Below are 23,815 nucleotides of genomic sequence, written 5' to 3'. Positions count from 1 at the left end.
CAAGAAAGCGAGGTCCAACACCCCGCTTTCCTGCAAAATCGAATACTACATCAAGACAAATTCTGCTTATTTCTCAGATCAATCCGCATTCTTCACGGACGACTATCGAGATATGTGCTTGTGGCTTCCTGGGTCCCAGCTCTGCGGAGCGGCATTGCATGCCGCACCGCGTCCGGGACACGAGACTAGCGCGCGACGACTTCGACTTCGCCGTCGACGCCGTTGACGACGTTGAAGCCGCGCTCGTAGACCTTGCCCTCGTTCTTGGCGATAGCGCGGTATTCGCCTTCGGAGAGCACGACGCGCGGGAAGGCGCCGATCGATTCCTTGATGACGTCACCGCCGGGGGTCAGCACCGACCAGGCGGTGTTGGCCAGCGCCTCGCCGCCCCTGTCGCTGACGAGCTTAAGCGTGATCACGGCGGCGCGGTGGGTGATGGTGACGTCGGTGAGCTTGCCGGCCTGGACGCGGATGTCCGAGCGCACCACCGAATTGGCGTCGCCATAGTTGGAGATGATGTAGTAGGTGCCCTCCGGGATCAGCACGACGTCGCCGGCGGCGACGTTCGGCACCAGCGAGGCGCGCTCGCCGGACTCGAACTGGCTGCCCTTGTAGATCGCGAACGAGATCTGGTTCTGCGGAATGCGGCTGGTGCCGACGCGGCCCTCGATGCGCAGGCCGCCGGCCGGCAGCACGAAGGATTCGCGGTCGGTCTCGGCCTTCAGGCTGACGGTGCGCACCGCGCTCACGAGGCCGAAGGCGACGTGCACGACGTAATTGCCCGGCGGCAGCACGATGTTCGGCGTGGCGTTCCGATCCTCGCGGATCAGCTTGAAGGTACCGTTCTCGTCAGGACGGTCGGCAAACACGCGCCAGACCAGGCCGCTGGTGATCGCGGGTGTGTCCTTGCCGTATTTCGCGGTCAGCGACAGAACGCCCTGGCCGGGCACGGCCGCGTTGAGCGGCGGGGCCGCCGGCACGGTGCTGACCGCTGGCGGCGGCATGCTGGGCGTGTTCGGCTGGAGCAGGGTCGGCGGCAGGCTCGGCGGCGCAGCACCCGGGCCGGAGGGGGGCGCGAGGCTGACGGCGCCGCCGGGGTCGGGCACCGAGGCGGGCGGCACCGGGGGCGGACGATCGGAGAAAAGCTGCGCCCGCGCAGCATTTTGACCAAGGGTGTAGAGGCAAGCAGCAATGATCAGCGTCGGCAGCAGCGATGTGCTGCGCCGCCATCCGATGATGCCGTCACCCCCGAGAGTCATGCCACCTGCTTTTCACCGAAAACGCGGCAAATTCAAGCCTCCGATTCCCCAGGAAATTCGGCTCGATGCGGTTCATTGGAACCCGGTTGACGCCTGCGTGATTAAACGGGAGGCAGCCGGTCCTCGCCACACTCCTGCCCCCTGCTTCCCGAACGGTATAAACCATGCTTTGCCCTCGTTCTGGCGGAGCGGACGTACGGCGCCTACTCTGCTGTGAGGGCTGGCCCGGGGTAGGAGGGTTTCGGTGCTAGATATCTTGAAGGGTCGGGGCGTGAACGGCTCCAATGGAGAGAAGGTCGGTCTTGGCAGCGTGCGACGGCCGGTCATTGGCCTGGCGCTCGGCGGTGGCGCGGCGCGCGGCTTTGCCCATATCGGCATCCTGAGAACCCTGGCCGCCAATGGCATCGTGCCTGACGTCGTGGTCGGCACCTCGATCGGCGCCGTGGTCGGCGGCCTCTATGCGGCCGGCCGGCTCGATACGCTACAGGAGTGGGGACGCAGCCTGCAGGGGATGCGCAACATCCTCGGCTATCTCGACATCCGACTGAGCGGCTCCGGCCTGATCGGCGGTGAGAAGCTGGCAACCCGGCTCGAGGACGCGGTCGGCCAGACCCTGATCGAGGATCTTCCGATCAAGTTCGCCGCCGTCGCAACCGAGGTCCGTACCGGCCACGAGATCTGGCTGACGCGCGGCCGCGTGGTCGACGCCATGCGCGCCTCCTACGCCCTACCCGGCATCTTCTCGCCCGTCCTGATCGGTGACCGCTGGCTGGTCGACGGTGCGCTGGTGAATCCGGTGCCGGTCTCGGCCGCCCGCGCGCTCGGCGCCGAAATCGTCATTGCCGCCAATCTTTCCAGCGACATCTTCACCCATTCCACGACGATCTATTCGCACGGCGCGGTGCCCGAGACGGTCCCGCCCGCGGCCGAGGCGACCACGGCGAAGCGGCGCTTTCCGCGATTGTTCTCGCCCGAGAAAACCATGAAGCGCGAGTTCTTCGGCGGCGCCGGACGGCCCGGCATCTCCTCGGTGATGGTCGACGCCTTCAACATCATGCAGGACCGCATTACCCGCGCGCGCCTCGCCGGCGATCCGCCCGATCTCCTGATCACGCCGCGGGTCGGTCATTTCGGCTGGTTCGACTTCCACCGTGGCGAGGATCTGATCGCGCACGGCACCCGCGCCGCCGAGCGCGCGCTGGAGTCGATCCAGGAGGCGATCGAGGTGCTTGCGCCGGCGCCCGCGGGCAGCGCGCCCAAGGCGGGCGAGCCCAAGGCAGACGAGTGAGGCCGACGAGTAAGGCCGCTCAGGCCGTCTTGATATAGTCGCGCAAGGCTTCCTGCTCGGTCTCGTATTCCTGGACGCGGCGCTTGACGATGTCGCCGATCGAGATCAGGCCGACCACCTTGCCACCGTCGACGACCGGCAGATGGCGGAACTTGCCGGTGGTCATCGTCTCCATCAGCTCGGCGACCGTGTCGGTCTCCTTGCAGGTCACGACCTTGCGGGTCATGACCTGAGAGACCGGCTCCTCCAGCGCGCCGGCGCCGCGCTCGCCGATCACGCGCACGATGTCGCGCTCGGACAGGATACCTTCGAGCCGGCTCTGGTTCATCACCAGCACCGCGCCGATCTTCTTTTCGCCGAGCAGTTTGACCGCGGCAGCCAGCTTGGCGTCGGGCTCGACGCTCATGATCTGGTGGCCCTTGGTGTTGAGAATGGAACGTACCGTCATTGTCGGCCTCCCTGAATCGGATCCGTCCGCATTTCGCGGACCGGACTTGTTCGTCGAGTCTTCAACTAACAGTTTAGGCGCCGGTTGCACGCTGAGGCGCTTTGCGAAGCATCGCCGCTAGCGGCTTGTCGCTTCGGAACATTCTTCTCGGGAATGATGGATGAATTCGGGCGGCGCCGCAAGCGCCGCTTCAAATGCGGTTCGAAATGTCCTGTGATGACGCATCCGCAGCATCGTTTCGCACGCGCGGCACGGGATCGAACAGCGCGAACAACAGAAGGCCCGCGAAGAAGCCGCCGATATGTGCCTGCCAGGCGACGCTCGTGGTTTCGGAATCGACGCCGATCGCGCCGACGCCGAAGATGATGTTGACGCCGAACCAAACGGCGAGGAAGCCGACCACCCGCCCGTCGCGCAGTGCACGCGACAGTGGCAGTGCCGGAACCCTTGCGGCGGTATCGGCGTCTGATCGGTTGAACGACAGGAAGCTGCCGCGGACAAAGGCAAAGCGGATCGCCGCCGCCATCGCGCCGGACACCGAGGCCGAGGCGCCGATCATCGGCGCCACCGCGTGCTCATGGGTGACGAGATGGGCGAGCGCGCCGGCCGCTGCCGTCACCGCGAGAAACAGGAAGAACCTGATCGCGCCGAAGCGCCGCGCCAGCGCGCTGCCGAACGGCAGCAGCCACAGCACGTTGAAACCGAGATGGGTCAGATTGGCGTGCAGCAGCGAATAGGTGACGAAAGTCCAGACCTTGGCGCCGGCCCCACCGGGGATTTGCAGGTTGAGCAGCGAGGAATCGTAACGTTTCGGGATGAAGCCGAAGACGTCGATGGTCCAGTTCTCGAGCTCCGGCGGTAGCAGCACCCGCAGATGGATCACCGCCAAAAGGAGGATATAGGCGGTCAGCGCGACCGGCAGCGTCAGGATCGGCTCGCGCGGAGCTTCCTCGACAACGGCCGGTATCTCCGGCGGAGAATCTTGCGGGGAATCCAAGGCAGCTTCGCTTTCAGGCGCGATCGGAGCGACAGGCTTAACGACAGCCTTGGAGATAGTCGCCTTTGCCGGCCTTGCGCAAGTGCACAAAAGGAAAAGGCAGGGCCCTGGGAAAGCCCTGCCTGTCCGTGTCGGTCTTCCGGTACCCAGAGGAATAAGGTGTATCCCCACCCCTCCCCGCGGCCCGCGACCAAACTGTTTGACGCCCGTGTACAGGCCCCGCCGAGAACCTGGATGAAAGCGGCGAGGCTTGCGACCGCGATCACCATAGCAGCCGGGCGCCGGACGGAAAGCGCATAGTTAATTTAACGTTAACGACGCAAAGACAGCCTCCGGAGGCCCGAAAACGCCTCCACGGCATAGACGCTGCAAATCCCCTCCTGCACAACAACGAAAGGGATCGCGGGTGCACTGAAGCGGGACAGGTTTGTCCCGCGAGCTAGCGCCCCGGGGTAAGCGTTCAGTCATGAAACATCCGTCGAGCCGCGCGTTCTTCGCGTATTGGGACAAGAAGCGCGGCACTGCGCGGGCCCCTGATCGGGCCGATATCGATCCGGCCGCGGTCCGCGGCCTGCTCGGCGACATCTTCGTGCTGTCCTGCGAACAAAACCTCGGCTTCCCGTTCCGCGTCGCCGGCACGCGCGTCTGCGCGCTCGCGGGACTCGACCTCAAGGACCAGAGCTTTGCGGCGCTGTTCACCGAGGCCAGCCGCAGCGAGATCGAGGAGATCACCACCATCGTCGCCGACGAGACGTTAGGTGCGATCGCCGGCGTCACCGCCGCGCGCGAGGATGGCAGCAAGGCGCATCTCGAGCTGCTGCTGCTGCCCTTCAACGCCCGCCCCCATACGCCGGTGAGTGTCACCGGCGTGCTCGCACCGTTCAACGACGAATGCGGCGCGTTGTCCGCATTCGCCCTCACCTCCTGGCGCTATCTGCATCAGCCGGAGAAGCTGCTGCCGCGCGCAATCCGCAAATTGCAGATCGCACGCGGGCTGATGGTGTATGAGGGGCTGAGGTAGTTTTCGTTTCGACGAGGGCAAACGCCGCGACCTCGATGCAGCCTTTCACCGGGATGACACAGCCATGTCCGACATCATCAACTTCGGTACGCTTCAGCTCCGCTTCCTGCACAGCAAGGACGACACCGGCGGCAGCGTCGACATCTTCGAAATGACGCTCCAGCCGAATGCGCGGATGCCGATCCCGCATTATCACGACCGCTGGGACGAAACGATCTACGGGCTGTCCGGCGTATCGACCTGGACGATCGACGGCAAGCAGAACGATCTCGGCCCCGGAGAATCGGTCTTCATCAAGCGCGGCATCGTGCACGGCTTCACCAACCGTTCGGCGGGACCGGCAACATGCCTGTGCATCCTGAGCCCCGGGGTACTGGGCCCGCAATATTTCACGGAGATGGCCGCACTCCTGTCGGCCGGCGCGCCACCCGATCCCGCGAAGATGAAAGAGACGATGCTGCGCTACGGACTGGTGCCCGCGCCGGCAGCGTGAGCCAGGCTCGCGATCCATCATTGGAACCTTACCTGCTGCAGGACGTTTAGCTGTTTGCCGGGCATATGCCTGCACGGCAACGCGGCTCGGCCGGAGACGATGCGTTTGCTCGCCGCCGGGCCTCCGTCGAGGGACGATTCCCCGTGATGGAGCACGCGACCAGAGTTGGTAATCGCCTGTTAGCTGCATTACCGCCGGCCGACTTCGCTTTGCTTGCACCGTATCTCCGGAAAGTACCGCTCCAGCACGATGCAGTCCTGGTTCGATCGGGCGACCGGGTCGAGCACCTTTGCTTCCCGTGCAGCGGCGCGATCGCCCTCATCATGGAGTTGCCGAACGGACAGACGGCCGCAACCGCCGTGATCGGCAACGAAGTCGGCCTCATGACGGCGCTCGGCCCCGTGCGATCCCCCCTGACGGCGGTTGTCCGCGTGGCCGGGACCGCACTGCAGATCTCGCCCGCGCGATTTCAAGCAACGCTCGAACGCAGTCCCGCCCTCGCAAGCGCGGTTCAGATCGTCACCAGGGCGATGATGACGCAATTCCTGCACGTCGCGGCCTGTAATGCACTGCACTCCGTCGAGGCCCGCCTCGCCCGCTGGCTGCTTCACATTCACGATCGGACGGAGGGCAGTGGTGACGTCCTGCACCTGACGCAAGAGACGTTGTCGGAATTGCTCGGCGTCCGGCGGACCACCGTCACGCACGTCGTGAGCGCACTTCGAACCTCAAGGGCCCTGAAATCCAGTCGGCGCGGCCAACTCGAGATCGACAGGCAGCGGCTCGAGGTCGTCGCCTGCGAGTGCTACAAGGTGATGAGCCACAGGATCGATCGGATCGTTTCGCAGGATGCCGTCAGGCGGCTTCACACCGCGCCCGCGCGGAACGGCTGCCCGCCCCCGGACTTCCCGTTCGCCAAGACCGATTCATAGACCCAGGCCTCTCTGGCGAACCACTCATGCGTCGCCGCGCACATCCCGCAATATGTGCGTGAGAAGAACACCGTACTGCACCGAAATCTTTCGCGATCCATCTCGATGCCCGTCGGAATGGCGTGGCCCGTTTCCGGGCATTTGATCATCACCATACCCATCCTGACTTCCTCCAGCTTGGCATCACCTCACGGCAAGGCTTCTCACGGCAAGGCTTCACCGCCTCGGCTGGACCGCGCCCCTTCTGGCGAAGACGCTCGTCCAGCCGATCCACGCGGCCAGTAGCCTCGATTCAAGCAGCCCTATGCAGAACCAGGTTGAAACTCTTCTTGATCGGCTCGGCCGTCTCGGTTGCGACCTTCTGGGCGAGGTCCCAAAGCTCCCGGTTTTGGCGAGAAGCCGCTTCAAAGGTCTTGCGGCTGTGGGTGGTGGAGAGGTTCACGACATCCGCAAACGACCTCGCATCCGCAAGCTGGGACATGAATTCCAGCGCGGAGCTGGTATTGACGTTTGATATTTCGATGACCTTGGAGCCGTAATCGACGGCACGCGTGGCATTGGTCGAACAGGCTTCGCGGAGCGCTTCGGTGATCTCCTCGGAAGCTGCCCTCATCCGCTCAAAATTTGCCTTGGCCCGCGCGGCGCCCTGCTCGGCGAGATCGCCGAAGATCGCCTGGAAGTTAAAAAACGGCATGTCGAACCTGGGCGTTGCACCGCCATTCGCCGTCCCGTTCAGCGCAGTGGCGTTCGTCTCGGTTTTCAGATTGGCATCATTCATGGTCATTCATCCCCTCACGCGAAACCAGATAATGGATTGAAGACTCCCAGAAGCTCCCAGGTGCGGACCGCACCGGGAAACCAGTGCCCCTACTCTCAAATGGAGGGATGCTGCTGCCGATATGCCGCTTTCGCCCCCTGCCGGAACCAACTATGACCAACCAAAATCGGGCCTTCGGTTCGCTTTCGGACTCTCGACTTGAATAAATTCGATTCAAGCGACGGCGCGCCACGGGCGGCGTTTTTACTTCTTCGAAGTTGTCGCGATTACCTCCGCCAACTTGAGATCAGTCCGGCAAGCGGTTCGGAGACGCCGGCGCCGGTAGCCTTCCACTGGGTGCGCGGCGAGGATTCGGCCGTTTCCAGATGGCGCCCTGTCATTGATTGATTGCGAGTTGATGGAGCCGCTCCGCAGCGCACCGCATTGAACGATACGTCGCATCGCCAATGCGGCGTTGCGCTGCGTCCGAGGCACGAGACCGGTGGCATCCCGTCAATGTCAGACACCACCTCGCATTGCCGCGGCGGATTGTCCGCTCACGGCGTCGCCAGGTGCCAGGCGCCATTCAGAAAGCCGTCGCCGGTGATGTCGCCGGGCTTCTGGTCCTTGGCGAAGGTGTAGAGCGGCTTGCCCTTATAAGCCCACTGCCTGGATCCGTCATCGCGCGTGATGACGGTGTAGCCGTCGCCCGCGGCATCGCTCGCCTCGGCCTTCAGCACCGGCCAGTTTGTCGCACACGGTCCGTTGCAGGCCGACTTGCCGTCCGCATCCTTGTCGAAGGTGTAGAGCGTCATGCCCTTGGCATCGGTGAGCACGTTGCCCTTGTCGGACTTGCCGGTCTTGGTCGGCGGCGCGGCGAAGGCAGCGGGGATGATGGCGAGCGATACGGCGAGCGTGAGCGCGAAGCGGATCGAGGACGTCATGGTTTCTCCTGTCATGCAATTGGCTTGCATGGGGTAGGACGCCGCGCAACGCTTCGTATTCCTGGGACTGCGGCAAAGATATTTTTCGCTGCGCGCGTCGTCGCGACGGAATAAACTGGAATGGATGAGACCGACCAACGGACCGACATGAGCAAGCCGCATTGGCGTCCCGCGCGCGCCTCCGACCTGGTCGCGATCAGCGCGATCGCAGCGCGGATCCATCCTGATCTCCCTGAGAGTCCCGACGTGTTCGCGGAGAAGATGCGGCTCTATCCTGATGGCTGCCGTCTGCTCATCGCCGACGAAGAGATCGCCGGCTACGGACTCGCGCATCCGTGGAGGCAGCACCGGATTCCGCCGCTCAACGGCTTCCTGCAACAACTGCCCGATGATGCGGATTGTCTCTACGTGCACGACGTCGCCGTGCTGCCCGATTTCCGCGGTGGCATCGCGCGCGATTATATTGCCGATATCGAGAAGCTGGCGCGCGTATCACACATCACAACGCTCGCGCTGGTCTCGGTCTACGCCACGCGGCCGTTATGGGAGCGTCTCGGCTTCCGGCCCGTCGCGGCGGATGCGGAGGCGCGCGCAAAGCTCGCCTCCTATGGCGAAGGCGCGACCTACATGCTTCGCTGCCTCGCTGCGACATAACGTCCCCGCCCGGCTCACGCGGGCGTGAAGCCGTCCCTCGAACCGCCTTCGATCACCCCCCGTCGAAGGTGTGCGCGGGCCGTTCTGGTCTCGCCGAATCGAGACTGGAGAATTTCCATGAAACTTACATTGTCGAAAGTTGCTTTGATTGCATTCGCCGCGGCGGCCGCGTTCAGCGCAACCAGTGCCAACGCGGCGCAGGTCCGGACCTATGGCTGCGATTCCGCCTTCTTCGAGGGCTGCGGTATCCTGGTCGAGACGCCGACCCCGGGCGGCAGAAGCCGCGTCAACCTCACTCACGACACCTCGCCCATCTACATGAAGCAGACCGACCCCCGCTACAGCTCGTCGATGCGCGATGCCGGCGGTGGCGGCGGCGGAGGTGGTGGTGGCGGCGGTGGCGGTGGCCGCTGAGTTCGCAGCTGACTTTTCAGATGATGTCGCCGGCGCAATCCGGCGGCATCATTGCTGTCTGCACGCTCAGGCGCAGTTCAGCCCCGATGCTTTTTCTTCGCCTTCTTTTTTCCAGGCGCGCCCTTCAACGGCCACGGCGTCACCGCCGGCTCGGCATGGCCAGGCTTGTTCTTGTGCTTCTTTTTCTTTCCGAACGAAGGAGCATCGTCGAATTTCGGCCTGCGCTCGCCGTGAGCCTTGTCGCGGGGCTTGAACCCAGCTGCATCGCGCGGGCGATCGTCGCGACGTTCACGATGATCGCTGTCGCCGCTCTCGCGCCGGGGCGGCTTTGACCGCTCCTCCGAAGGCGCCTGCCGCTGCGGCGCATCGGTCATCGGCTCGAGGCGGATATTGTCTTCCTTGTCCGGACGCTTGATCTTGGCAGCGAAGGATTCCGCGACCCGCTCGGAAATTTCGAACTCGGTCGTGGTGTCCATGATCTTGATGGCGCCGATGTCGCCCTTGTCGATGCCGCCGCGGCGGCAGATCATCGGCAAGAGCCAGCGTGCTTCCGCATTCTTTCTTCGTCCGATGTTGGCCCGGAACCAGACGCTGCCGTCCGCCATGCCGTGTTTCGCTGACGATTTTCCTGATTTGGGTCGAGACCTTTCGGGGCGATCATCGCCGCGCGAAGTGCGGGCATCGTCGCGCGGTGCGCGGACATTGTCGCGCCCGCGATCATCGCGCGGCCGGCCGGCTCGCTCGCCGGGATCGATGATGTCTTCGGGCGACGGCAGCCGTGCGCGATAGAGCCGCGCGAGTGCGGCTGCGATATCCTCGGCCGACCGCTCGGCCAGCAGCGCCTGCGCCAGCACCAGATCGTCCGCGGTCGTCTCCTCGGTGAACAACACGTCCTTCATGCGGTCGTGATCGAGCTTGCGGATTTCCTCCGCCTGCGGTGCCGTTCCCCAGACCGCGTCGATCCCCGAGACATTCAGCAGCATTTCCGCACGTCGCCGCCGTACAGGCGGCACCAGCAGGACGCTCGTCCCCTTGCGGCCCGCCCGCCCGGTGCGGCCGGAGCGATGCTGCATCACCTCGGCGTCGTTGGGCAGATCGGCATGGATGACGAGATCGAGGCTCGGCAGGTCGATGCCGCGGGCGGCGACGTCGGTCGCCACACAGACGCGAGCGCGTCCGTCCCGGAGCGACTGCAGCGCCGTGGTCCGCTCGTTCTGCGTCAATTCGCCTGACAGCGCGACCACGGAGAAGCCGCGCTCCAGCAGCGCCGCCTGCAAATGTCTGACGTGATCGCGCGTGCTGCAAAACACCAGCGCGCTCGGCGCCTCGAAGAAGCGCAGCACGTTGACGACGGCATGTTCGACATCACCGGGGGCGACCCGGATGGCGCGGTACTCGATGTCGGCGTGACCGCCTTCATCGCCGGCGACCTCGATCCGAAACGCCTGCTGCTGATATTGCTTGGCCAGCGCCACGATACCGCGCGGAAACGTCGCCGAGAACAGCAACGTGCGGCGTGTCTCCGGCGTGGTCTTGAGGATGAATTCCATGTCCTCGCGAAAGCCGAGATTGAGCATCTCGTCGGCCTCGTCGAGGACGACCACTTTCAATTCCGTGATGTCGAGACGGCCGCGACGCAAATGGTCGCACAACCGGCCGGGCGTGCCGACGACGATGTGAGCGCCCGCCGCAAGCTCGCGCTGCTCGCGCCGCGGATCCATGCCGCCGACGCAGGAGACGACCCGCCCGCCGGCATGCCCATACAGCCATGCCAGTTCGCGTTGAACCTGCAAGGCGAGCTCGCGGGTCGGCGCCACGATCAGGGCGAGCGGCCCCCCCGCCTGCTCGAACCGCTCGGCATCGCCAAACAGATCCTTGGCCATGGCGAGGCCATACGCGAGGGTCTTGCCGGAGCCGGTCTGGGCCGAAACCAGGAGGTCGCGGTCGGCGGCTTCGTCTGCGAGCACGGCGAGCTGGACGGGGGTGGGTGAATCATAGTTCCGCTCGGCCAAAGCGTGGGCGAGCGGCGGGGTCAGGGCCGGAAAAGACACGGGATGGAGAACCTTGGTTAATGTCAGGCGCGGAACGGTGAACCGGCGGACCTGAGTTGCGTGCGCGGCAAACGGCCCGGCCGCACGCTGGATGTGATCAGGGCGCTCTTTACGCCAAGTGCTCTGAAATCACCATGCCTATGATGCATGGCTTGACGGAAAGAACCGCGCCTGAAGGTTGCAGCGGACGTTCGCGGCCACCTCCGTTAACCTGAAGCCAACCGGCTTAGAGGGGGACGACCGCGTGACGCCTTCCGCCAAACGCGCCTGCGGCGATTGCACGCTTTGCTGCAAGGTCATGGCCATCGAGGCGCTGGCCAAACCGGCTGGAAGCTGGTGCCGGCACTGCAAACCCGGCCAGGGCTGCGCGATCTATGCCGAACGCCCGGCCGAATGGGCCAGCGCATGATCCTCGTCACGCCGGACCGCGAGTTCGATCGCGGCATCGTCGGGCCGGAAGAGCGGATCGTGCGGGAGCTGGAGGGGACCAAGGTCGTCGGCGCGACGGTGGTGAAGGAACATCAGATCAGCCATGGCTGGTTGGTGAACGTCCCATCAGCCGATGCTAGATAGGTCCGGTGACCTGGCAGAGTTAAGTTCAGGCAAAGCAGCACGGGGAGCACGACGATGCGATTGGCAGTCATTTCCGATATCCACGGCAATCTCGCTGCGTTGGAAGCGGTGCTGGCCGACATCAAGGCGCGCGGCGTCGATCGTACGGTCAACCTCGGCGATTGCGTCACCAGCCCGCTGTGGCCAAAGGAAACTTTCGAGGCTCTCCAGTCGCTGTCGTTGCCGACGGTGCGCGGAAATCATGATCGCTGGATTGAGGAGTTTCCAGACGACAAGCTCTCGCCGGCAGGTCTGTTTGCGCGTAGCGCATTGACCGCAGAGCAGCGCCGCGCACTTCACAGCCTGCCCTCCCAAATACGGCTGGACGACGGGATCCTGGCCTGCCACGGCACCCCCGACGACGATACAACGTGCCTGCTCGAAGAAGCGCTCGAGGACGGCCGCTTCGTGCCGGCGCGTCGCGACGTGCTGACCGCGCGCCTTTCGAGCGCGCCAACGGCGCGTGTCGTGCTGTGTGGTCACAGCCACCGCCAGGCGGCTGTTCAGGGCCCGGGCGACCGCCTGGTCCTCAATCCCGGCAGCGTTGGTTGCCCGGTGTTCGCGGACATTCCTTTTGCCGCAAACCTGGAGCATCGCTCGCCTCACGCCCGCTACGCGATCCTCACGAAACGAACAAGAGGCTGGCAAGTCGAACTGCTGGCCCTGGAATACGACTGGGAAGCCGCGTCCGCGCAGGCGCTCGCCAACGGCCGCCCGGAATGGGCGGAGGCCATGTTATCAGGACATGTCAAATAGCTGGCCTTGCCACGTCGGTCATTCGATCCCAAATCGTGCCTCACGAGAGAGCAACGGGGTGAAACATGGCCGACAAGATATCGCTTGCCGACAAACTCGCGACCTTTGGGGATTTCTGGTCGCCGCGCACGGTCACGACCTTCAACGATTGCGACGTGATGGTGGTGAAGGTGAAGGGCGAGTTCACCTGGCACAAGCACGATGACACCGACGATTTCTTTCTCGTCCTGAAAGGCAGTCTGGACATTGAATTGCGGGATCGCACGGTGACGCTCGGCCCGGGCGAACTCTATGTCGTGCCCAAAGGTGTCGAGCATCGCCCGGTGGCACGCGAGGAGGTTCACCTCCTGCTCATCGAGCCCACCGGCACCCCGAACACGGGCGACAAGGCCACAGCCGCAGCACGCAAGCTCGCATAGAGGACAACGCGCTTGGCGCGCGTCTAATCTCTGGAGGTCGCCAGCTTGCTGAAGCGGCCGACCAGCCTCGCCCTGACCCGTGCAACTGTGTCCCTCGCCGCGCGGCTCAGGGCGCGGATGGCGCGCCAGGCGTCGGTTGCCTGCAGCCACGCCTTCACCTCGGAGAACTTGCCGTACGCCCAGGCGAACGCCGGAATCCGCATCAGCTTGTCGCGCGTAAGATGGAACAGGCGCTCGACCAGCACGAGCTTGAGCAATTCGCCGACGATGAAAGTCACGGCGGCGCTCACGACCTGACCCGTTGCAGCGAGGTAGGCCGCCACCGGCTTGATCGGCTCCAGAATGATCACGGGCACTGAAAACAGGGCGAGCGAGGGATAAGGGGACAGCGACCTGATCCAGGTGCGCAACCACTTGAATTCGAAATGCCGCCCAATCCAGCGCGCCATTGGCCGCGCGACGGCCATGAAGACGGCATCCACCAGGAAGTAGATGGCCGCCAGGATGTAAGTAACGGGTTTCAGGATTCGCTTCACGATACCTCTCCCGTGAAGTGAAAGTCGGAACCTGGGCCTAAGTTTCACCTTAACATGGATAGATCGGGGATTCCCGATGGAACTTTTTGGGCGCCTCAGATCTCGGCATAGACCTCCAGCAAATTGCCGTCGGGATCGCGAAAAAACAGCGTCCGGTGTCCGAACGACTGGTTCGTGGGCGGTGACAGCAGCGCCACGCCCTGCCGCACCAGCTCTTCGGCACATTGATCGACCTCGGTCGCGGACACCTTGAAGGCCAGTTGCAGCGAGGCGCTGCCCGCCGGCGTCGGCGCGTCGGCCGCGGTCCGGCTCGGTCTCGCCAGCGCCAGCGTATTGCCACCCAGGCCGTACTCGATCCAGTTCGGCGAGAGCTCGCGCAGCAGCGGAAAGGCGAGAACGTCCTCGTAGAACCAGCGCATCGCCACCATGTCGCGCACGAAGATGACGGTGTAGTCGATCGCGCGAATGGCGTGGAAGGGGGAGCGGGTGCGCGGGTTAGGTTCGTCTGTCATTGTAGCCCTCATTCCAAACTCAGGCTCGTAGCCCGCATGGAGCGGAATGCGGGACCGGCGGCCCCGGATTGCGCTGCGCTCCATCCGGGCTACAAGGTTCAAGAATTATCGCAACAAGCCACCGCTATAGCGCAGCTCGTACAGCGGTGCGCCATCATGCCGCGAGATCGTCTCGACGCCGTGGAAGCGATCGAGCGCCCTTTCGACCTCGTTGCGGTAAGTCATGCCTGCCTGCTCGAACAGGCACGGTCCCCGATAAGGCTCCTCGACGCTTACGCCCAACAGCGCCCGGCGCAGGAATTGGTAGATCTCGAGCAGCGTGGACCGATCCGTGATGTCCGCGCGGGCGCCGCCGCTGTAGCTCATCGACCAGATGACGCGGTCATCCCGTGACACGGTCTCTTGGCCAACGAAGAATCCTATCCCGAAATAGATATCGCGATAGACAAAAGGTGGCGCGCGATGCTCGAGCTGCTTGGAGCCGGCGAGCAGCGGCGCGGCCACGGTCGCGTCGTCGTCCAGCCCCGCATAGGTGCGCCGCTTGGCTTCGACCAGGAACGCTGCGAGATCGGGGGGAATGGACGGCATTGTCTAGTCCACCAGTTCCGGCCACGGCACGATGGTCGATTTCACCGTCTTCATCGCCATCGCATCCCTCACCGCCTGCGCGACGCCCGCTTCCGTGAACGGATAGATCGTCTGCATCTTCAGCCAGGGATATTTGTCACGGGTGCGGTAGAGCATGTCGACGCCGAGCGGGAGATCATTACCGGTAAAGCCCCAGGATCCCAGCACGTTGAGGTCCTTGGTGCAGATGCGGTGCCAGGAGGTCGCGATCGAGCCGGCATCGGTGAACTGACCCATCTCGACATAGGTACCGCCGTCGCGGAGCATCTCGATGCCTTCGGGGCCGGCGGACGGATGTCCCGAGCAATCCATCACGAGATCGGCACCGAAGTGGCCTACGATCTCGCGGACGCACGCGATGCGCTCCTGCGGCAATTTGATCTCCTCGATGTTCACCGTCGCCTCCGCGCCGAACTCGCGCGCGAGCTTGAGCCGCGGCTCTTCCGGCGCGCCGACGCAGATCACGCGCCCCGCCCCCATCTCCTTGGCGGCCGCGACCGCGAGAATGCCGATCGGACCCGAGCCCTGGATCACCACCGTGTCGCCCCAGGAAAAACCACCGGCGCGGGTGGCGCGGTTGAAGGCGCGGATGCAGGAGGTCAGCGGCTCCGACAGCGCGCCCAGCCGCAGCGACATGTCGTCGGGCAGCTTGTAGATCTTGGTGCCCGGCAGCATCTCGAGATCGGCATAGACATATTCGGCCCAGCCGCCCCACATATGCGGCGCCTTGTCGAAGCCGAGATAGCGGCCGTAATAGACCGGCGTCAGGCATTTGTTCGCGGTCTGCGGATAATGGATGCAGTAATAGCAGTGGCCGCAGGGCATCAGCGGCGGGATCATCACTTTTGATCCGACCTTGAGCGGCTTGCTCATGAAGTCCTCGGTGAATTCCTCGCCGCATTCGACGATGATTCCGCCGAGCTCGTGGCCGAGCGTGAACGGCCAGGGCAGCGGCTTCGGCCAATGCCCTTTGAGGATGTGCAGATCGGTCCCGCAGACGCCGCAGGCGCCGACCTTGATCAGCGCAGCCTTTTTGCCGACCTTCGGCCATGGCACGGTCTTGATGACGGGCTCCGAGCCCGGCCCTGCGTGAGTGCAGACGCGGATCTGGTCCATGGCTGTTTCCTCGCGGCCCGTCTGTTATGATTGATGGTGCGGGCGTGAGGCAAAGCGTATGTGAGATGCGCGGTCGTGCCAAGCGTGAGTCTCGAAGCCCGCACGGAGCGAAGCGAAATGCAAGACCGGCGTCCCCGGAATACGCTTCGCTCCACCCGGGCGACAAGGACAACGCCGATGCTGCGTGACTATCAGCCAGCGGATGCGGAAGCGATCGTGCGCGTCGCTCTCGCGGCATTCGCGCAATTCGAGCAGGATTATTCCGACTGGCCGTTGTTTACGACCCATGTCGCGAAGATGCCGGAGCTGGCCAAGACCGGCGAGATCATCGTCGCCGAGGATGGCGGCCAGATCGTCGGCGCCGTCGCCTATGTCGGTCCGCAAGCCCCGAAGCCTGCCTTCTTCGATCCGGCCTGGCCGGTCATCCGCATGCTGGTGGTTGATCCGGCCGCGCGCAGCAAGGGCATCGGCCGGCAATTGACCGAGGAATGCCTGCGCCGCGCCGAGCGCGACCAGTCGGGCGTCATCGCCCTACACACGACGCCGATCATGACGGTCGCATTGCCGATGTATCAGCGGATGGGATTTACCAGGGTTCGCGAGGCGCCGGATATTCTGGGCGTGCCTTATGCGGTGTACGTCAGGACGCTGGGGTAGGATGGCGTCGGCGTTGATTCTTTGACAGTCGTTGCGAATGACAAACTGGACGAGCCGAACCTGCGCGGCAAATGGCATCGACATCCATTATTTACGGACCGGGGACGAGAAGCCTGCGCTGATCGCGCTGCATGGTCTGACTGGAAGCGGTGCCTGCTGGACACCGTTGGCGCGTGCGCTCGAAGACGGCTACGACGTCATCATGCCCTCCGCGAGGGGACATGGCGCGTCGAGCGCACCGTCCGGCGGGTATCTGTACCGCGATCTCGCAGGCGACGTCATCGGCCTCATTGACGCGCTCGGGCTGACTGCCCCGATCCTGCTCGGCCATTCTATGGGCGGCATGACCGCCGCCGTGGTTGCGAGCGAGATGGGTACGACCATTCGCAGCGTTATCCTCGCCGATCCGACCTTCCTGCGACCGGAGCGTCAGCGCGAGGTTTATGAGAGTGATGTCGCCGAGCAGCATCGCCGGCTTCTGGGGCAGGACAAGGATGAGGTACTCGCCGAGGCCCGGCGGCGGCATCCGCACCGCTCATCCGAGCTGCTTGACCTGATCGTTGATGCGCGGCTGCGGACCGAGATCAGCGCCTTCGAGGTTCTCACGCCGCCGAACCCGGATTATCGCGAGCTTGTCAAAGCCATTGCCGTCCCGAGCCTGCTTGTCATCGGAGACAATGGCGTTGTCTCGGTCGAGACGGCGCGGGAGCTGCAGGGGCTCAATCCACACCTCAGCCATGAGGTGATCGCGAATGCGGGCCATGGGTTGCCATATGACAAGCCGGATGAGTTTGCTGCGGTGGTCAGATCGTTTCTGGCGACGGAGATCGCGTGACGCGCTGCTTCGTAGCCCGCATGGAGCTTTGCGGAATGCGGGGCCGGCGGTCCCGGGTTGCGGGCTACGGACAAACACCCAAGTGTCTTGAGCGGCCGGCGGCGAACGTGTATGGCCCCAAGGGTCCCACCCAGGTGATCGCTTGAACCCCCTGCCCCAAAATCCTGTTGTCGCGTCCGGATCGTTCGCGGCGATGAAGTCGGTGCCGTACCGGCTCCAGTTCATCGCCTACGTGCTGGCGATGATGGCGGACAACATCGAGCATGTGATCAGCTATTGGGTGGTGTTCCAAAAATTCCATTCGCCGACGCTGGGGGGCTTTGCCGTGCTGTCGCACTGGCTGCCGTTCCTGCTGTTCTCGGTCGCGGTCGGCGGGCTCGCCGACCGGTTCGATCCGCGACGCATCATCCAATGCGGCATGCTGCTGTTCATCGTGGCCTCGGCCGGATGGGGCTTCTTCTTCATCACCGACACCATCCAGATGTGGCACGCGATGCTGCTGCTGGTGATCCATGGCTGCGCCGGCGTGCTGTGGCAGACGCCGAACCAGCTTCTGCTCTACGATCTCGTCGGTCCCGCGGATCTTCCGAGCGCGGTGCGCCTGAATGCGATGGCGCGCTATCTCGGCATCCTGGTCGGGCCCGCCGTCGGCGGCGTCATCATGCTGACGCTGGGCACCTCGCACGGCATCATCTTCAACACGCTGTTCTACCTGCCGATGCTGCTCTGGCTGTTCTGGGCGCCGGTGCGCGACAAGAGCGTCGCGGTGCGGCGCTTCGCCATGCGCGGCCTTGCCGACATCGTGCTGACGATGCGCGCCATCGGCACGCAGCCGGTGCTGACCGCAATGACGTGGCTCGCCGGCCTCACCTCCTTCATGATCGGCAACGCCTATCACGCCCAGATGCCGGGGTTTGCCGGCGATCTCGGCCACGGCGATCCCGGCGTCTCCTACAGCGTGCTGCTCGCGGCCGATGCGGCAGGTGCACTGCTCGCCGGCATCGCGCTGGAATCCTGGGGACGGTTGAAGGGCACGCCGCGCACCGCGATCATGCTGGCCATGCTGTGGAGCGTGGCGCTGCTCGGCTTCGCCGCGGTGCGGATCTATCCGGTCGCGATCGTGCTGCTGTTCTTTGCCGGCTTCTTCGAGCTGTCCTTCAACACCATGGCGCAGGCGCTGGTGCAGTTGAACGCGCCGCACGACATCCGCGGCCGCGTCGTCGGGCTCTACAACATGGCCGGCCTCGGGATGCGGGCCTTCAGCGGCATCACCGTCGGCCTGTTCGGCGCGGCGATCGGCATTCACTGGTCGCTCGGGCTCTCGGCCGCGGTGCTGCTGGCGCTGCTGTGCCTTCTCTACGGACGCGCGACGAGGAAGACAGCCGGTTGACTCTCGTCCCTCTCCACCGCACCTTCGAGAGAGGGCTTGGGGAGATGAGACGTTGCGCAATCGCTGGGGCATTCTTGCGATCCTGTTCGTCGTGCGCCTCACCATCGCGTTCCAGTTCCAGAGCGTGGCCGCAGTCGCGCCGTTGCTACAACAGACCTTTGGCGTCGGGCTCGCCGATATCGGCATCCTGATCGGACTCTATTTCACCCCCGGCATCGTGCTGGCGCTGCCGGGCGGCGCGATCGGCCGGACTCTTGGCGACAAGCCGACGACGATCGCAGCGCTGCTGCTGATGACCGCGGGCAGCCTGGTCATGGCCACCACCGACATCTGGGGCTGGCAGATGGCGGGCCGGCTCGTCTCCGGCGCCGGCGGCGTGCTGCTGACGGTGCAGCTCACCAAGATGGGCACCGACTGGTTCGCCGGGAAGGAGATCGCCACCGCGATGGCGATCTTCGTCAACTCCTGGCCGGCCGGCGTCGCGATCTCGCTGCTGGTGCTGCCGGCGATCGGCACGGCCTATGGCGCGAGCGCGGTGTTCCTGGCGGCAGGCGCCCTCACCGCAATCGGTATTGTGCTGGTCACGCTCTATCAGTCGCCGCCGGGTGCCACAGTCAGCGCGGCCGGCCCAGGCCGGCTCGACCCCCTCGCGCTGCTGGCGGTGATCGTCGCGGGCCTGATCTGGGGACTCTTTAATGTCGGCTTCGCCATGATCTTCTCGTTCGGCCCCTCCCTGCTCGCCGAGCGCGGCTGGAGCATTGCTGCGGCAGGCTCCGCGATCAGCCTCGTGATGTGGCTGTCGGTGATCTCGGTGCCGGCAGGCGGCTATCTCGCCGACCGCTTCAAGCGTCCGCTCACGCTCGCGACCGCAGCCAGCCTCATCGTGGCCGGGCTGCTTGCCTGGTTGCCGCGATCGGATGCGGTGATCACGGTCCTCGTCCTGATCGGCCTGATCGGCGGCCATCCGGCCGGCCCGATCATGAGCCTGGCCGCCCGCGTGCTCGCGCCGGAAACAAGGGCGATCGGCATGGGCGTGTTCTACACTCTCTTCTATGCCGCGATGATGCTGGGACCGGCGGTCGCCGGCCGGCTGGCCAAATCGGCCGGGACGGCCGCGGTGGCACTCGACCTCGGCGCGCTGACGGTGCTGGCCTGCCCGCCGCTGATGTGGCTTTTCGAGCGCATTGTGTCTGTCCGTAATCGACGCGCCCAATCCTAACGCGGCGTTAACCCTGTGCACCTTAGGGTCGTCCCGGACTCCGCCAGGCGGGGGGGCGGGTTGTGAAAATGGCGTTGGCGAACAAAAAATTTCTTCCGGCCGCCGAGGAACGACGGCGTTTCCAGCGGGTGAAGGTTCACCTGCTCGGCCGCTACATGCTGCCGGACCGCCGGGAATTCCCCTGCCAGGTCATCAACATGTCGCCGGGCGGACTAGCGCTTCTGGCCCCCGGCATCGGCAATGTCGGCGACCGCGTCGTCGCCTATCTCGACCATATCGGCCGGGTCGAGGGCAAGATCACCCGCATCATCGACAACGGCTTCGCCATGACGGTCGGGGCGACGCCGCGCAAGCGCGACAAGCTGGCGGCCCAGCTGACCTGGCTTGCCAACCGCGACATCCTCAATCTGCCGGAGGATCGCCGCCACGACCGTATCGTGCCGCGCAACCCGATCGCGGTGCTGACGCTCGAGGACGGCACCAAGATGACCTGCCGCATCATCGACCTCTCGCTGTCTGGTGCCGCCATTGCCGCGGAGAACCGCCCGCCGGTGAAATCGATCGTGCTGCTCGGCCGGGTCCAGGGCCGCGTGGTCCGAAACCTCGAGGACGGCTTCGCGCTGGAGTTCATGCACGAGCAGCCGATAGAGACTCTCGAAGAGAGCGTTACCGCGCGGTAAAGCGCGAGGACGCTAAAACGCCTGTATTTCCAGCCCTGAAGGCGGCTTCCGCGATGCGGACGCCGCCTTTTTCGTGTCCGGCGACCGCCTCGCGCGGGTTAACGCGAGGGCCGCGTGCGCGCGCAAACAACAGTTCCGCCAGCGTTTCCGCGTTAATAGATAAAATTTGAATCAATTGAAGTCATTTCAAATCTTAGTCGAATTCGATTCAAGTATAGATCGAATTCATCGCGCCTTTTACTTGTATTCGTCTCGACTTGACTTGGCCGACTTAGCGGCAACTCAAAAGCTCCATGCGAAATGTGGTCCCAACAAGAAACGGGGGCCGCAATGTTGGACTTCAGGGGACAGGGGAAAGGGCTGGCACTGGCTGCCATGCTCTTCGGGATCAGCGCGGCAGCGCAGGCCGGCGAAGGCCGTCTGCTCTACGCGAGCCTCGGCGACACCACGCGTGCGCCGATCGGCTGGGTCGAGTTCTGTGCGGATAATGCCGCCCAGTGCCAGGGCGCGCCGACGCAACCGCGCGACATCGTGATGTCGCAGGCCGCATGGCGCGACCTCGTCAAGGTCAATCGCTGGGTCAACGAGACCGTCAAGCCTTTGACCGACCAGGAGCACTGGGGCGTGATCGAGAAGTGGTCGCTGCCGACCGACGGTTACGGCGATTGTGAAGACTACGTGCTGCTGAAGCGCAAGATGCTGATCGATGCCGGATGGCCGCGCGAGGCCCTGCTCATCACCGTCGTGCGGGACAAGAAGGGCGAAGGACACGCGGTGCTGACGGTGAAGACCGACAAGGGCGAGTTCGTTCTCGACAATCAGAACGAGAACGTCGTTGCCTGGACGGAGACCGGCTACCGCTTCGTCAAGCGCCAGTCACAGAGCGATCCCAACGTCTGGGTCTCGCTCGGCGACACCAAGCCGGCGGTCTCCACCGCCAGCGCCAAGAACTAGCAGTCAGGAAAACGAGTTACGCGGCCCGGTCACATCCCCACCCCTCCCCGTCCCAGACCGGTTCGCGCGCGGCCAGCCATCCCCCAATGGCTGGCCGCAACTTTTTTGGGGAGAGCAATCAGCCCTGCGACGACCAGGGCACGCGTGCCGCAGTGAAATCGCGCCACGTGCGTTGCAAAGCGGGCTGCACGCCGATCGATGCACGGGCCTGCCAGCCGGCGATCGCCGCGGCCGCGATGGCGCTGTCGGGTTCAGTACCGAGCCCATCGAGCAGCGATGCCGTGACCGCCATGTCGTTGAAAGCGCCAAGCTCCTCCTGCAAGGCTGCGAGCCCGCGCGAGAAACGTCGCGCCGACTTGCGATCCTCGTACAGTGGCAGCAGGAACTCGCTGAGATAGCGCAGCCGCTTGGTCGCGAGCCGCACCCGGTGCAGCTCCTCGGCAGGAAGCGACTTGAAGCGGCGGCCGCGCTTGAGCACCTTGGCGTATTGCTCCGACAAGATGCGCCGCGCGAAGTCGACGGCAGGTTCGGCCAGCTGGCCGAGATCTTCGGCGGCAACGTCGTTGCGCCAGCCTCGCGTCTCGATCCAGTTTCCGAGACCGATCAGGAACACGGCGCAGCGGCGATCGTCGAGCGCATCATGCGCCTTGCGATAGGCGTCCGACTGGCGCTCGGCCGCAGCCCGGCCCAGCGCATCGAAGCCGGCGACCAACGGACAGGCCTGTGCGATCGTCGGCAAGGTCTCGAGCTGGAACACGTCCCAATCACGCGCGGCGGAGAGGTCTTGCGCCAGCCATTTGACCTCCGACCGCAGCACGTCGAGATTGCTGAGCGTACCGACCGATCGCATCAGGTCGAGCGCCGATCGCAGCCGGCGCAGCGAGACGCGGAGTTGATGCACGCCTTCCGGGTTGCGCCCGTCCTCGGCCGCCGGCAGCGACTGAAGCAGATGGAGGAAGCAGGAGCGCAGGATCGTCGCGAAGGCCTCGTCGAGCGTGACCGACGCATCGAGGCGAAGTTTTCGCGGGCGACGTGCCGGGGGCGGCTCATCGGCGGCAAGATCAAAGCCGCGCGCCGACTTGGTACGGATAGACGGCTTCACCGCACCCTGCTCCGCGAGCCGCAGCGCGACCTCATAGATCGTGCTGGCGCTGCCGCTCTTCAGCTCAAGCTCGATCTCGCTCACCTGTAGCGTGCGATCGCCAGCCGTCAGCTCGCCTTGATCGAAGGCGATTTCGACCGCGCCGGACGGCAAGTCGATCATCCTCGCATGACGACGGATGTCGGCGGTGAAGACGGCTTCGAGCGGCTGCGTCACGAGGTGGCTACGAAGCTTCTCCGGAATGAAGGGCATCGCCAGAGCGAGATCGGGCGCAAGCGACGACACGCTCGCCTCCCACTCGCCACGACGCAACGGATCGTCCGCGGCGTCCGTCTTCACCGTCTGCACGAAGCGCGCGCCGCTCTGGCGGACACGCAGGCTCAGGCCATTGCGCCGAAGCAGGCGCTCGGCCGTGTCGTAATAGACCGACTTGAGATGCTTGCGCGTGCCCTTGTTGCGCGCGTTGGCCGTGATGACCGGCGCGGCGTTGAAATGCGCCATGCGATCGGCATCGACGAGAAGCTTGAGCTCGATCTCACCGGCGGGACGCGCAGCAGTGCCGGACTGGGCAGGCTCCGGTGCAGGCGTCGTGTCTTGCGATGGCGTCTGATCAATCACAGCGCCTTCGACGATCGCATGTTCCGGGTCGGGCTCGGCTGCGTCACGTTGCCTGAGGAAGCCGGCGACGACGTCCGTTCTCTTGTTGCTGTCCTTGGGGACAGGATTCCCATCCGGCGCGCTCATGGTTTTGCGAGCCGGCGTAGCGTCTGATTTCAACATTTCCGGTGACATGACGGTTTGATGACAGAGCGCAGCATATAGCTCGTCAGGCCCACAAGGAATAGTAACGTTACGTCGCAACGCATCATCGTCCACATGCGACACGCGCGACGCTAAAGATCGGGCGGAACTGTCATAATTCGTCTGGCGTGACGAATTAAATTGCCGCCGCGTACAGTAAGTGATCGAATTGATAGCGAATCTCGGCGTTCTCGAAACCGAGATGAACGCGTCAGCGAGCTTGACTCATGCTAGCAGAAAAATTCTTTCTGGTTTTGGAGACGCTCAGAAGTCACGCCTCCGATGGTGACAGGCCGGAGATTGTGACAAGCCCCGCGCGGCCTCCTGCGCTCCCGGAGATC

At 64.5% G+C, this 23,815-nt stretch carries 27 protein-coding genes; 16 read left to right on the top strand and 11 right to left on the bottom strand.

Translation table 11 applies throughout. From position 1 onward, the window contains the following. Positions 1–185: 185 nt before the first annotated feature. A complete protein-coding gene (locus CT676_RS37355; RefSeq protein ID WP_135216659.1) occupies positions 186–1,259 on the bottom strand; it encodes a hypothetical protein in 1,074 nt (357 codons plus the stop codon). A 244-nt stretch (positions 1,260–1,503) separates the two neighbouring features. On the opposite strand from CT676_RS37355, the gene CT676_RS37350 reads away from it, so the two are divergent. Further along, positions 1,504–2,547, top strand: coding sequence for a patatin-like phospholipase family protein (locus CT676_RS37350; protein ID WP_135216658.1), 1,044 nt, complete (start codon positions 1,504–1,506; stop codon positions 2,545–2,547). Between the two features lie 19 nt (positions 2,548–2,566). Here CT676_RS37350 and CT676_RS37345 read toward each other — a convergent pair whose 3' ends face one another. Then, the gene (locus CT676_RS37345) at positions 2,567–2,995 is read right to left on the bottom strand and encodes a CBS domain-containing protein (protein WP_135216657.1); all 429 of its coding nucleotides are present in this window, start codon (positions 2,993–2,995) and stop codon (positions 2,567–2,569) included. 190 nt (positions 2,996–3,185) lie between these two features. Continuing rightward, positions 3,186–3,992, bottom strand: a complete 807-nt coding sequence (locus CT676_RS37340) for a rhomboid family intramembrane serine protease (RefSeq protein WP_135216656.1) — start codon at positions 3,990–3,992, stop codon at positions 3,186–3,188. A gap of 466 nt (positions 3,993–4,458) precedes the next feature. Between CT676_RS37340 and CT676_RS37335 the strand changes: the two genes are divergently transcribed. From CT676_RS37335 to CT676_RS37325, 3 genes are all read left to right on the top strand, one after another. After that, entirely contained in the window at positions 4,459–5,013 is a 555-nt protein-coding gene (locus tag CT676_RS37335; RefSeq protein WP_041958462.1) for a PAS domain-containing protein, read from the top strand. 64 nt (positions 5,014–5,077) lie between these two features. After that, entirely contained in the window at positions 5,078–5,506 is a 429-nt protein-coding gene (locus CT676_RS37330) for a cupin domain-containing protein (protein WP_135216655.1), read from the top strand. A 143-nt stretch (positions 5,507–5,649) separates the two neighbouring features. Further along, positions 5,650–6,438: a Crp/Fnr family transcriptional regulator gene (locus CT676_RS37325; RefSeq protein WP_135216654.1), complete on the top strand. Its 789-nt coding sequence runs from the start codon at positions 5,650–5,652 to the stop codon at positions 6,436–6,438. Between the two features lie 292 nt (positions 6,439–6,730). Here CT676_RS37325 and CT676_RS37315 read toward each other — a convergent pair whose 3' ends face one another. Beyond that, positions 6,731–7,222, bottom strand: coding sequence for a phasin (locus CT676_RS37315; protein ID WP_244623402.1), 492 nt, complete (start codon positions 7,220–7,222; stop codon positions 6,731–6,733). Between the two features lie 530 nt (positions 7,223–7,752). Further along, positions 7,753–8,139 carry a hypothetical protein gene (locus CT676_RS37310; protein WP_135216653.1) on the bottom strand — a complete coding sequence of 129 codons (387 nt, stop codon included), beginning with the start codon at positions 8,137–8,139 and terminating at the stop codon, positions 7,753–7,755. 147 nt (positions 8,140–8,286) lie between these two features. On the opposite strand from CT676_RS37310, the gene CT676_RS37305 reads away from it, so the two are divergent. Together CT676_RS37305 and CT676_RS37300 are read left to right on the top strand one after the other, a co-directional pair. Further along, the gene (locus CT676_RS37305) at positions 8,287–8,793 is read left to right on the top strand and encodes a GNAT family N-acetyltransferase (RefSeq protein ID WP_135216664.1); all 507 of its coding nucleotides are present in this window, start codon (positions 8,287–8,289) and stop codon (positions 8,791–8,793) included. Between the two features lie 117 nt (positions 8,794–8,910). Further along, the gene (locus CT676_RS37300; RefSeq protein WP_135216652.1) at positions 8,911–9,207 is read left to right on the top strand and encodes a hypothetical protein; all 297 of its coding nucleotides are present in this window, start codon (positions 8,911–8,913) and stop codon (positions 9,205–9,207) included. Between the two features lie 77 nt (positions 9,208–9,284). On the opposite strand, the gene CT676_RS37295 is transcribed toward CT676_RS37300, so the two are convergent. Next, on the bottom strand, positions 9,285–11,258 hold the full coding sequence (locus CT676_RS37295) for a DEAD/DEAH box helicase (RefSeq protein ID WP_135216651.1): 1,974 nt from the start codon (positions 11,256–11,258) through the stop codon (positions 9,285–9,287). Between the two features lie 244 nt (positions 11,259–11,502). On the opposite strand from CT676_RS37295, the gene CT676_RS45580 reads away from it, so the two are divergent. The 4 genes from CT676_RS45580 (at position 11,503) to CT676_RS37280 (ending at position 13,045) form a co-directional block, all read left to right on the top strand. Next, a complete protein-coding gene (locus tag CT676_RS45580; RefSeq protein ID WP_244623400.1) occupies positions 11,503–11,667 on the top strand; it encodes a hypothetical protein in 165 nt (54 codons plus the stop codon). Further along, positions 11,664–11,831, top strand: a complete 168-nt coding sequence (locus CT676_RS45575; RefSeq protein ID WP_244623399.1) for a hypothetical protein — start codon at positions 11,664–11,666, stop codon at positions 11,829–11,831. Before CT676_RS45580 ends, CT676_RS45575 begins: the two co-directional genes overlap by 4 nt. Positions 11,832–11,885: 54 nt before the next feature. Then, positions 11,886–12,626 (top strand): metallophosphoesterase family protein, encoded by a 741-nt coding sequence (locus CT676_RS37285; protein ID WP_063982494.1) that lies wholly within the window; start codon positions 11,886–11,888, stop codon positions 12,624–12,626. A gap of 65 nt (positions 12,627–12,691) precedes the next feature. Continuing rightward, on the top strand, positions 12,692–13,045 hold the full coding sequence (locus CT676_RS37280; protein WP_063982493.1) for a cupin domain-containing protein: 354 nt from the start codon (positions 12,692–12,694) through the stop codon (positions 13,043–13,045). Between the two features lie 23 nt (positions 13,046–13,068). Here the strand turns inward: CT676_RS37280 and CT676_RS37275 are convergent, their stop codons facing one another. From CT676_RS37275 to CT676_RS37260, 4 genes are all read right to left on the bottom strand, one after another. Beyond that, positions 13,069–13,581 (bottom strand): hypothetical protein, encoded by a 513-nt coding sequence (locus tag CT676_RS37275; RefSeq protein WP_135216650.1) that lies wholly within the window; start codon positions 13,579–13,581, stop codon positions 13,069–13,071. 95 nt (positions 13,582–13,676) lie between these two features. Next, the gene (locus CT676_RS37270; protein WP_135216649.1) at positions 13,677–14,093 is read right to left on the bottom strand and encodes a VOC family protein; all 417 of its coding nucleotides are present in this window, start codon (positions 14,091–14,093) and stop codon (positions 13,677–13,679) included. Positions 14,094–14,198: 105 nt separating this feature from the next. Then, on the bottom strand, positions 14,199–14,681 hold the full coding sequence (locus CT676_RS37265; RefSeq protein WP_135216648.1) for a DUF5680 domain-containing protein: 483 nt from the start codon (positions 14,679–14,681) through the stop codon (positions 14,199–14,201). Between the two features lie 3 nt (positions 14,682–14,684). Beyond that, positions 14,685–15,836, bottom strand: coding sequence for a zinc-binding dehydrogenase (locus tag CT676_RS37260; RefSeq protein ID WP_135216647.1), 1,152 nt, complete (start codon positions 15,834–15,836; stop codon positions 14,685–14,687). Between the two features lie 177 nt (positions 15,837–16,013). Here CT676_RS37260 and CT676_RS37255 point away from each other — a divergent pair, with 177 nt between their 5' ends. From CT676_RS37255 to CT676_RS37230, 6 genes are all read left to right on the top strand, one after another. After that, positions 16,014–16,493: a GNAT family N-acetyltransferase gene (locus CT676_RS37255; protein ID WP_135216646.1), complete on the top strand. Its 480-nt coding sequence runs from the start codon at positions 16,014–16,016 to the stop codon at positions 16,491–16,493. Positions 16,494–16,530: 37 nt separating this feature from the next. After that, positions 16,531–17,328 (top strand): alpha/beta hydrolase, encoded by a 798-nt coding sequence (locus CT676_RS37250; protein WP_135216645.1) that lies wholly within the window; start codon positions 16,531–16,533, stop codon positions 17,326–17,328. Positions 17,329–17,470: 142 nt separating this feature from the next. Continuing rightward, positions 17,471–18,718, top strand: coding sequence for an MFS transporter (locus CT676_RS37245; RefSeq protein ID WP_256376483.1), 1,248 nt, complete (start codon positions 17,471–17,473; stop codon positions 18,716–18,718). A gap of 52 nt (positions 18,719–18,770) precedes the next feature. Further along, complete coding sequence (locus CT676_RS37240) at positions 18,771–19,937, top strand: MFS transporter (protein ID WP_135216644.1); 1,167 nt, start codon at positions 18,771–18,773, stop codon at positions 19,935–19,937. A gap of 68 nt (positions 19,938–20,005) precedes the next feature. Further along, a complete protein-coding gene (locus tag CT676_RS37235; protein WP_063982484.1) occupies positions 20,006–20,617 on the top strand; it encodes a PilZ domain-containing protein in 612 nt (203 codons plus the stop codon). 330 nt (positions 20,618–20,947) lie between these two features. Next, a complete protein-coding gene (locus CT676_RS37230) occupies positions 20,948–21,571 on the top strand; it encodes a transglutaminase-like cysteine peptidase (protein ID WP_028154093.1) in 624 nt (207 codons plus the stop codon). A gap of 118 nt (positions 21,572–21,689) precedes the next feature. On the opposite strand, the gene CT676_RS37225 is transcribed toward CT676_RS37230, so the two are convergent. Beyond that, complete coding sequence (locus CT676_RS37225) at positions 21,690–23,453, bottom strand: CYTH and CHAD domain-containing protein (RefSeq protein WP_135216643.1); 1,764 nt, start codon at positions 23,451–23,453, stop codon at positions 21,690–21,692. Positions 23,454–23,815: the final 362 nt, after the last annotated feature.

This window comes from Bradyrhizobium sp. MOS001 (genome assembly GCF_004634465.1).
GTDB classification, from domain to species: domain Bacteria; phylum Pseudomonadota; class Alphaproteobacteria; order Rhizobiales; family Xanthobacteraceae; genus Bradyrhizobium; species Bradyrhizobium barranii.
The sequence above is the reverse complement of the archived record's forward strand: the minus strand, read 5'-3'. Positions and strand labels throughout refer to the sequence as shown.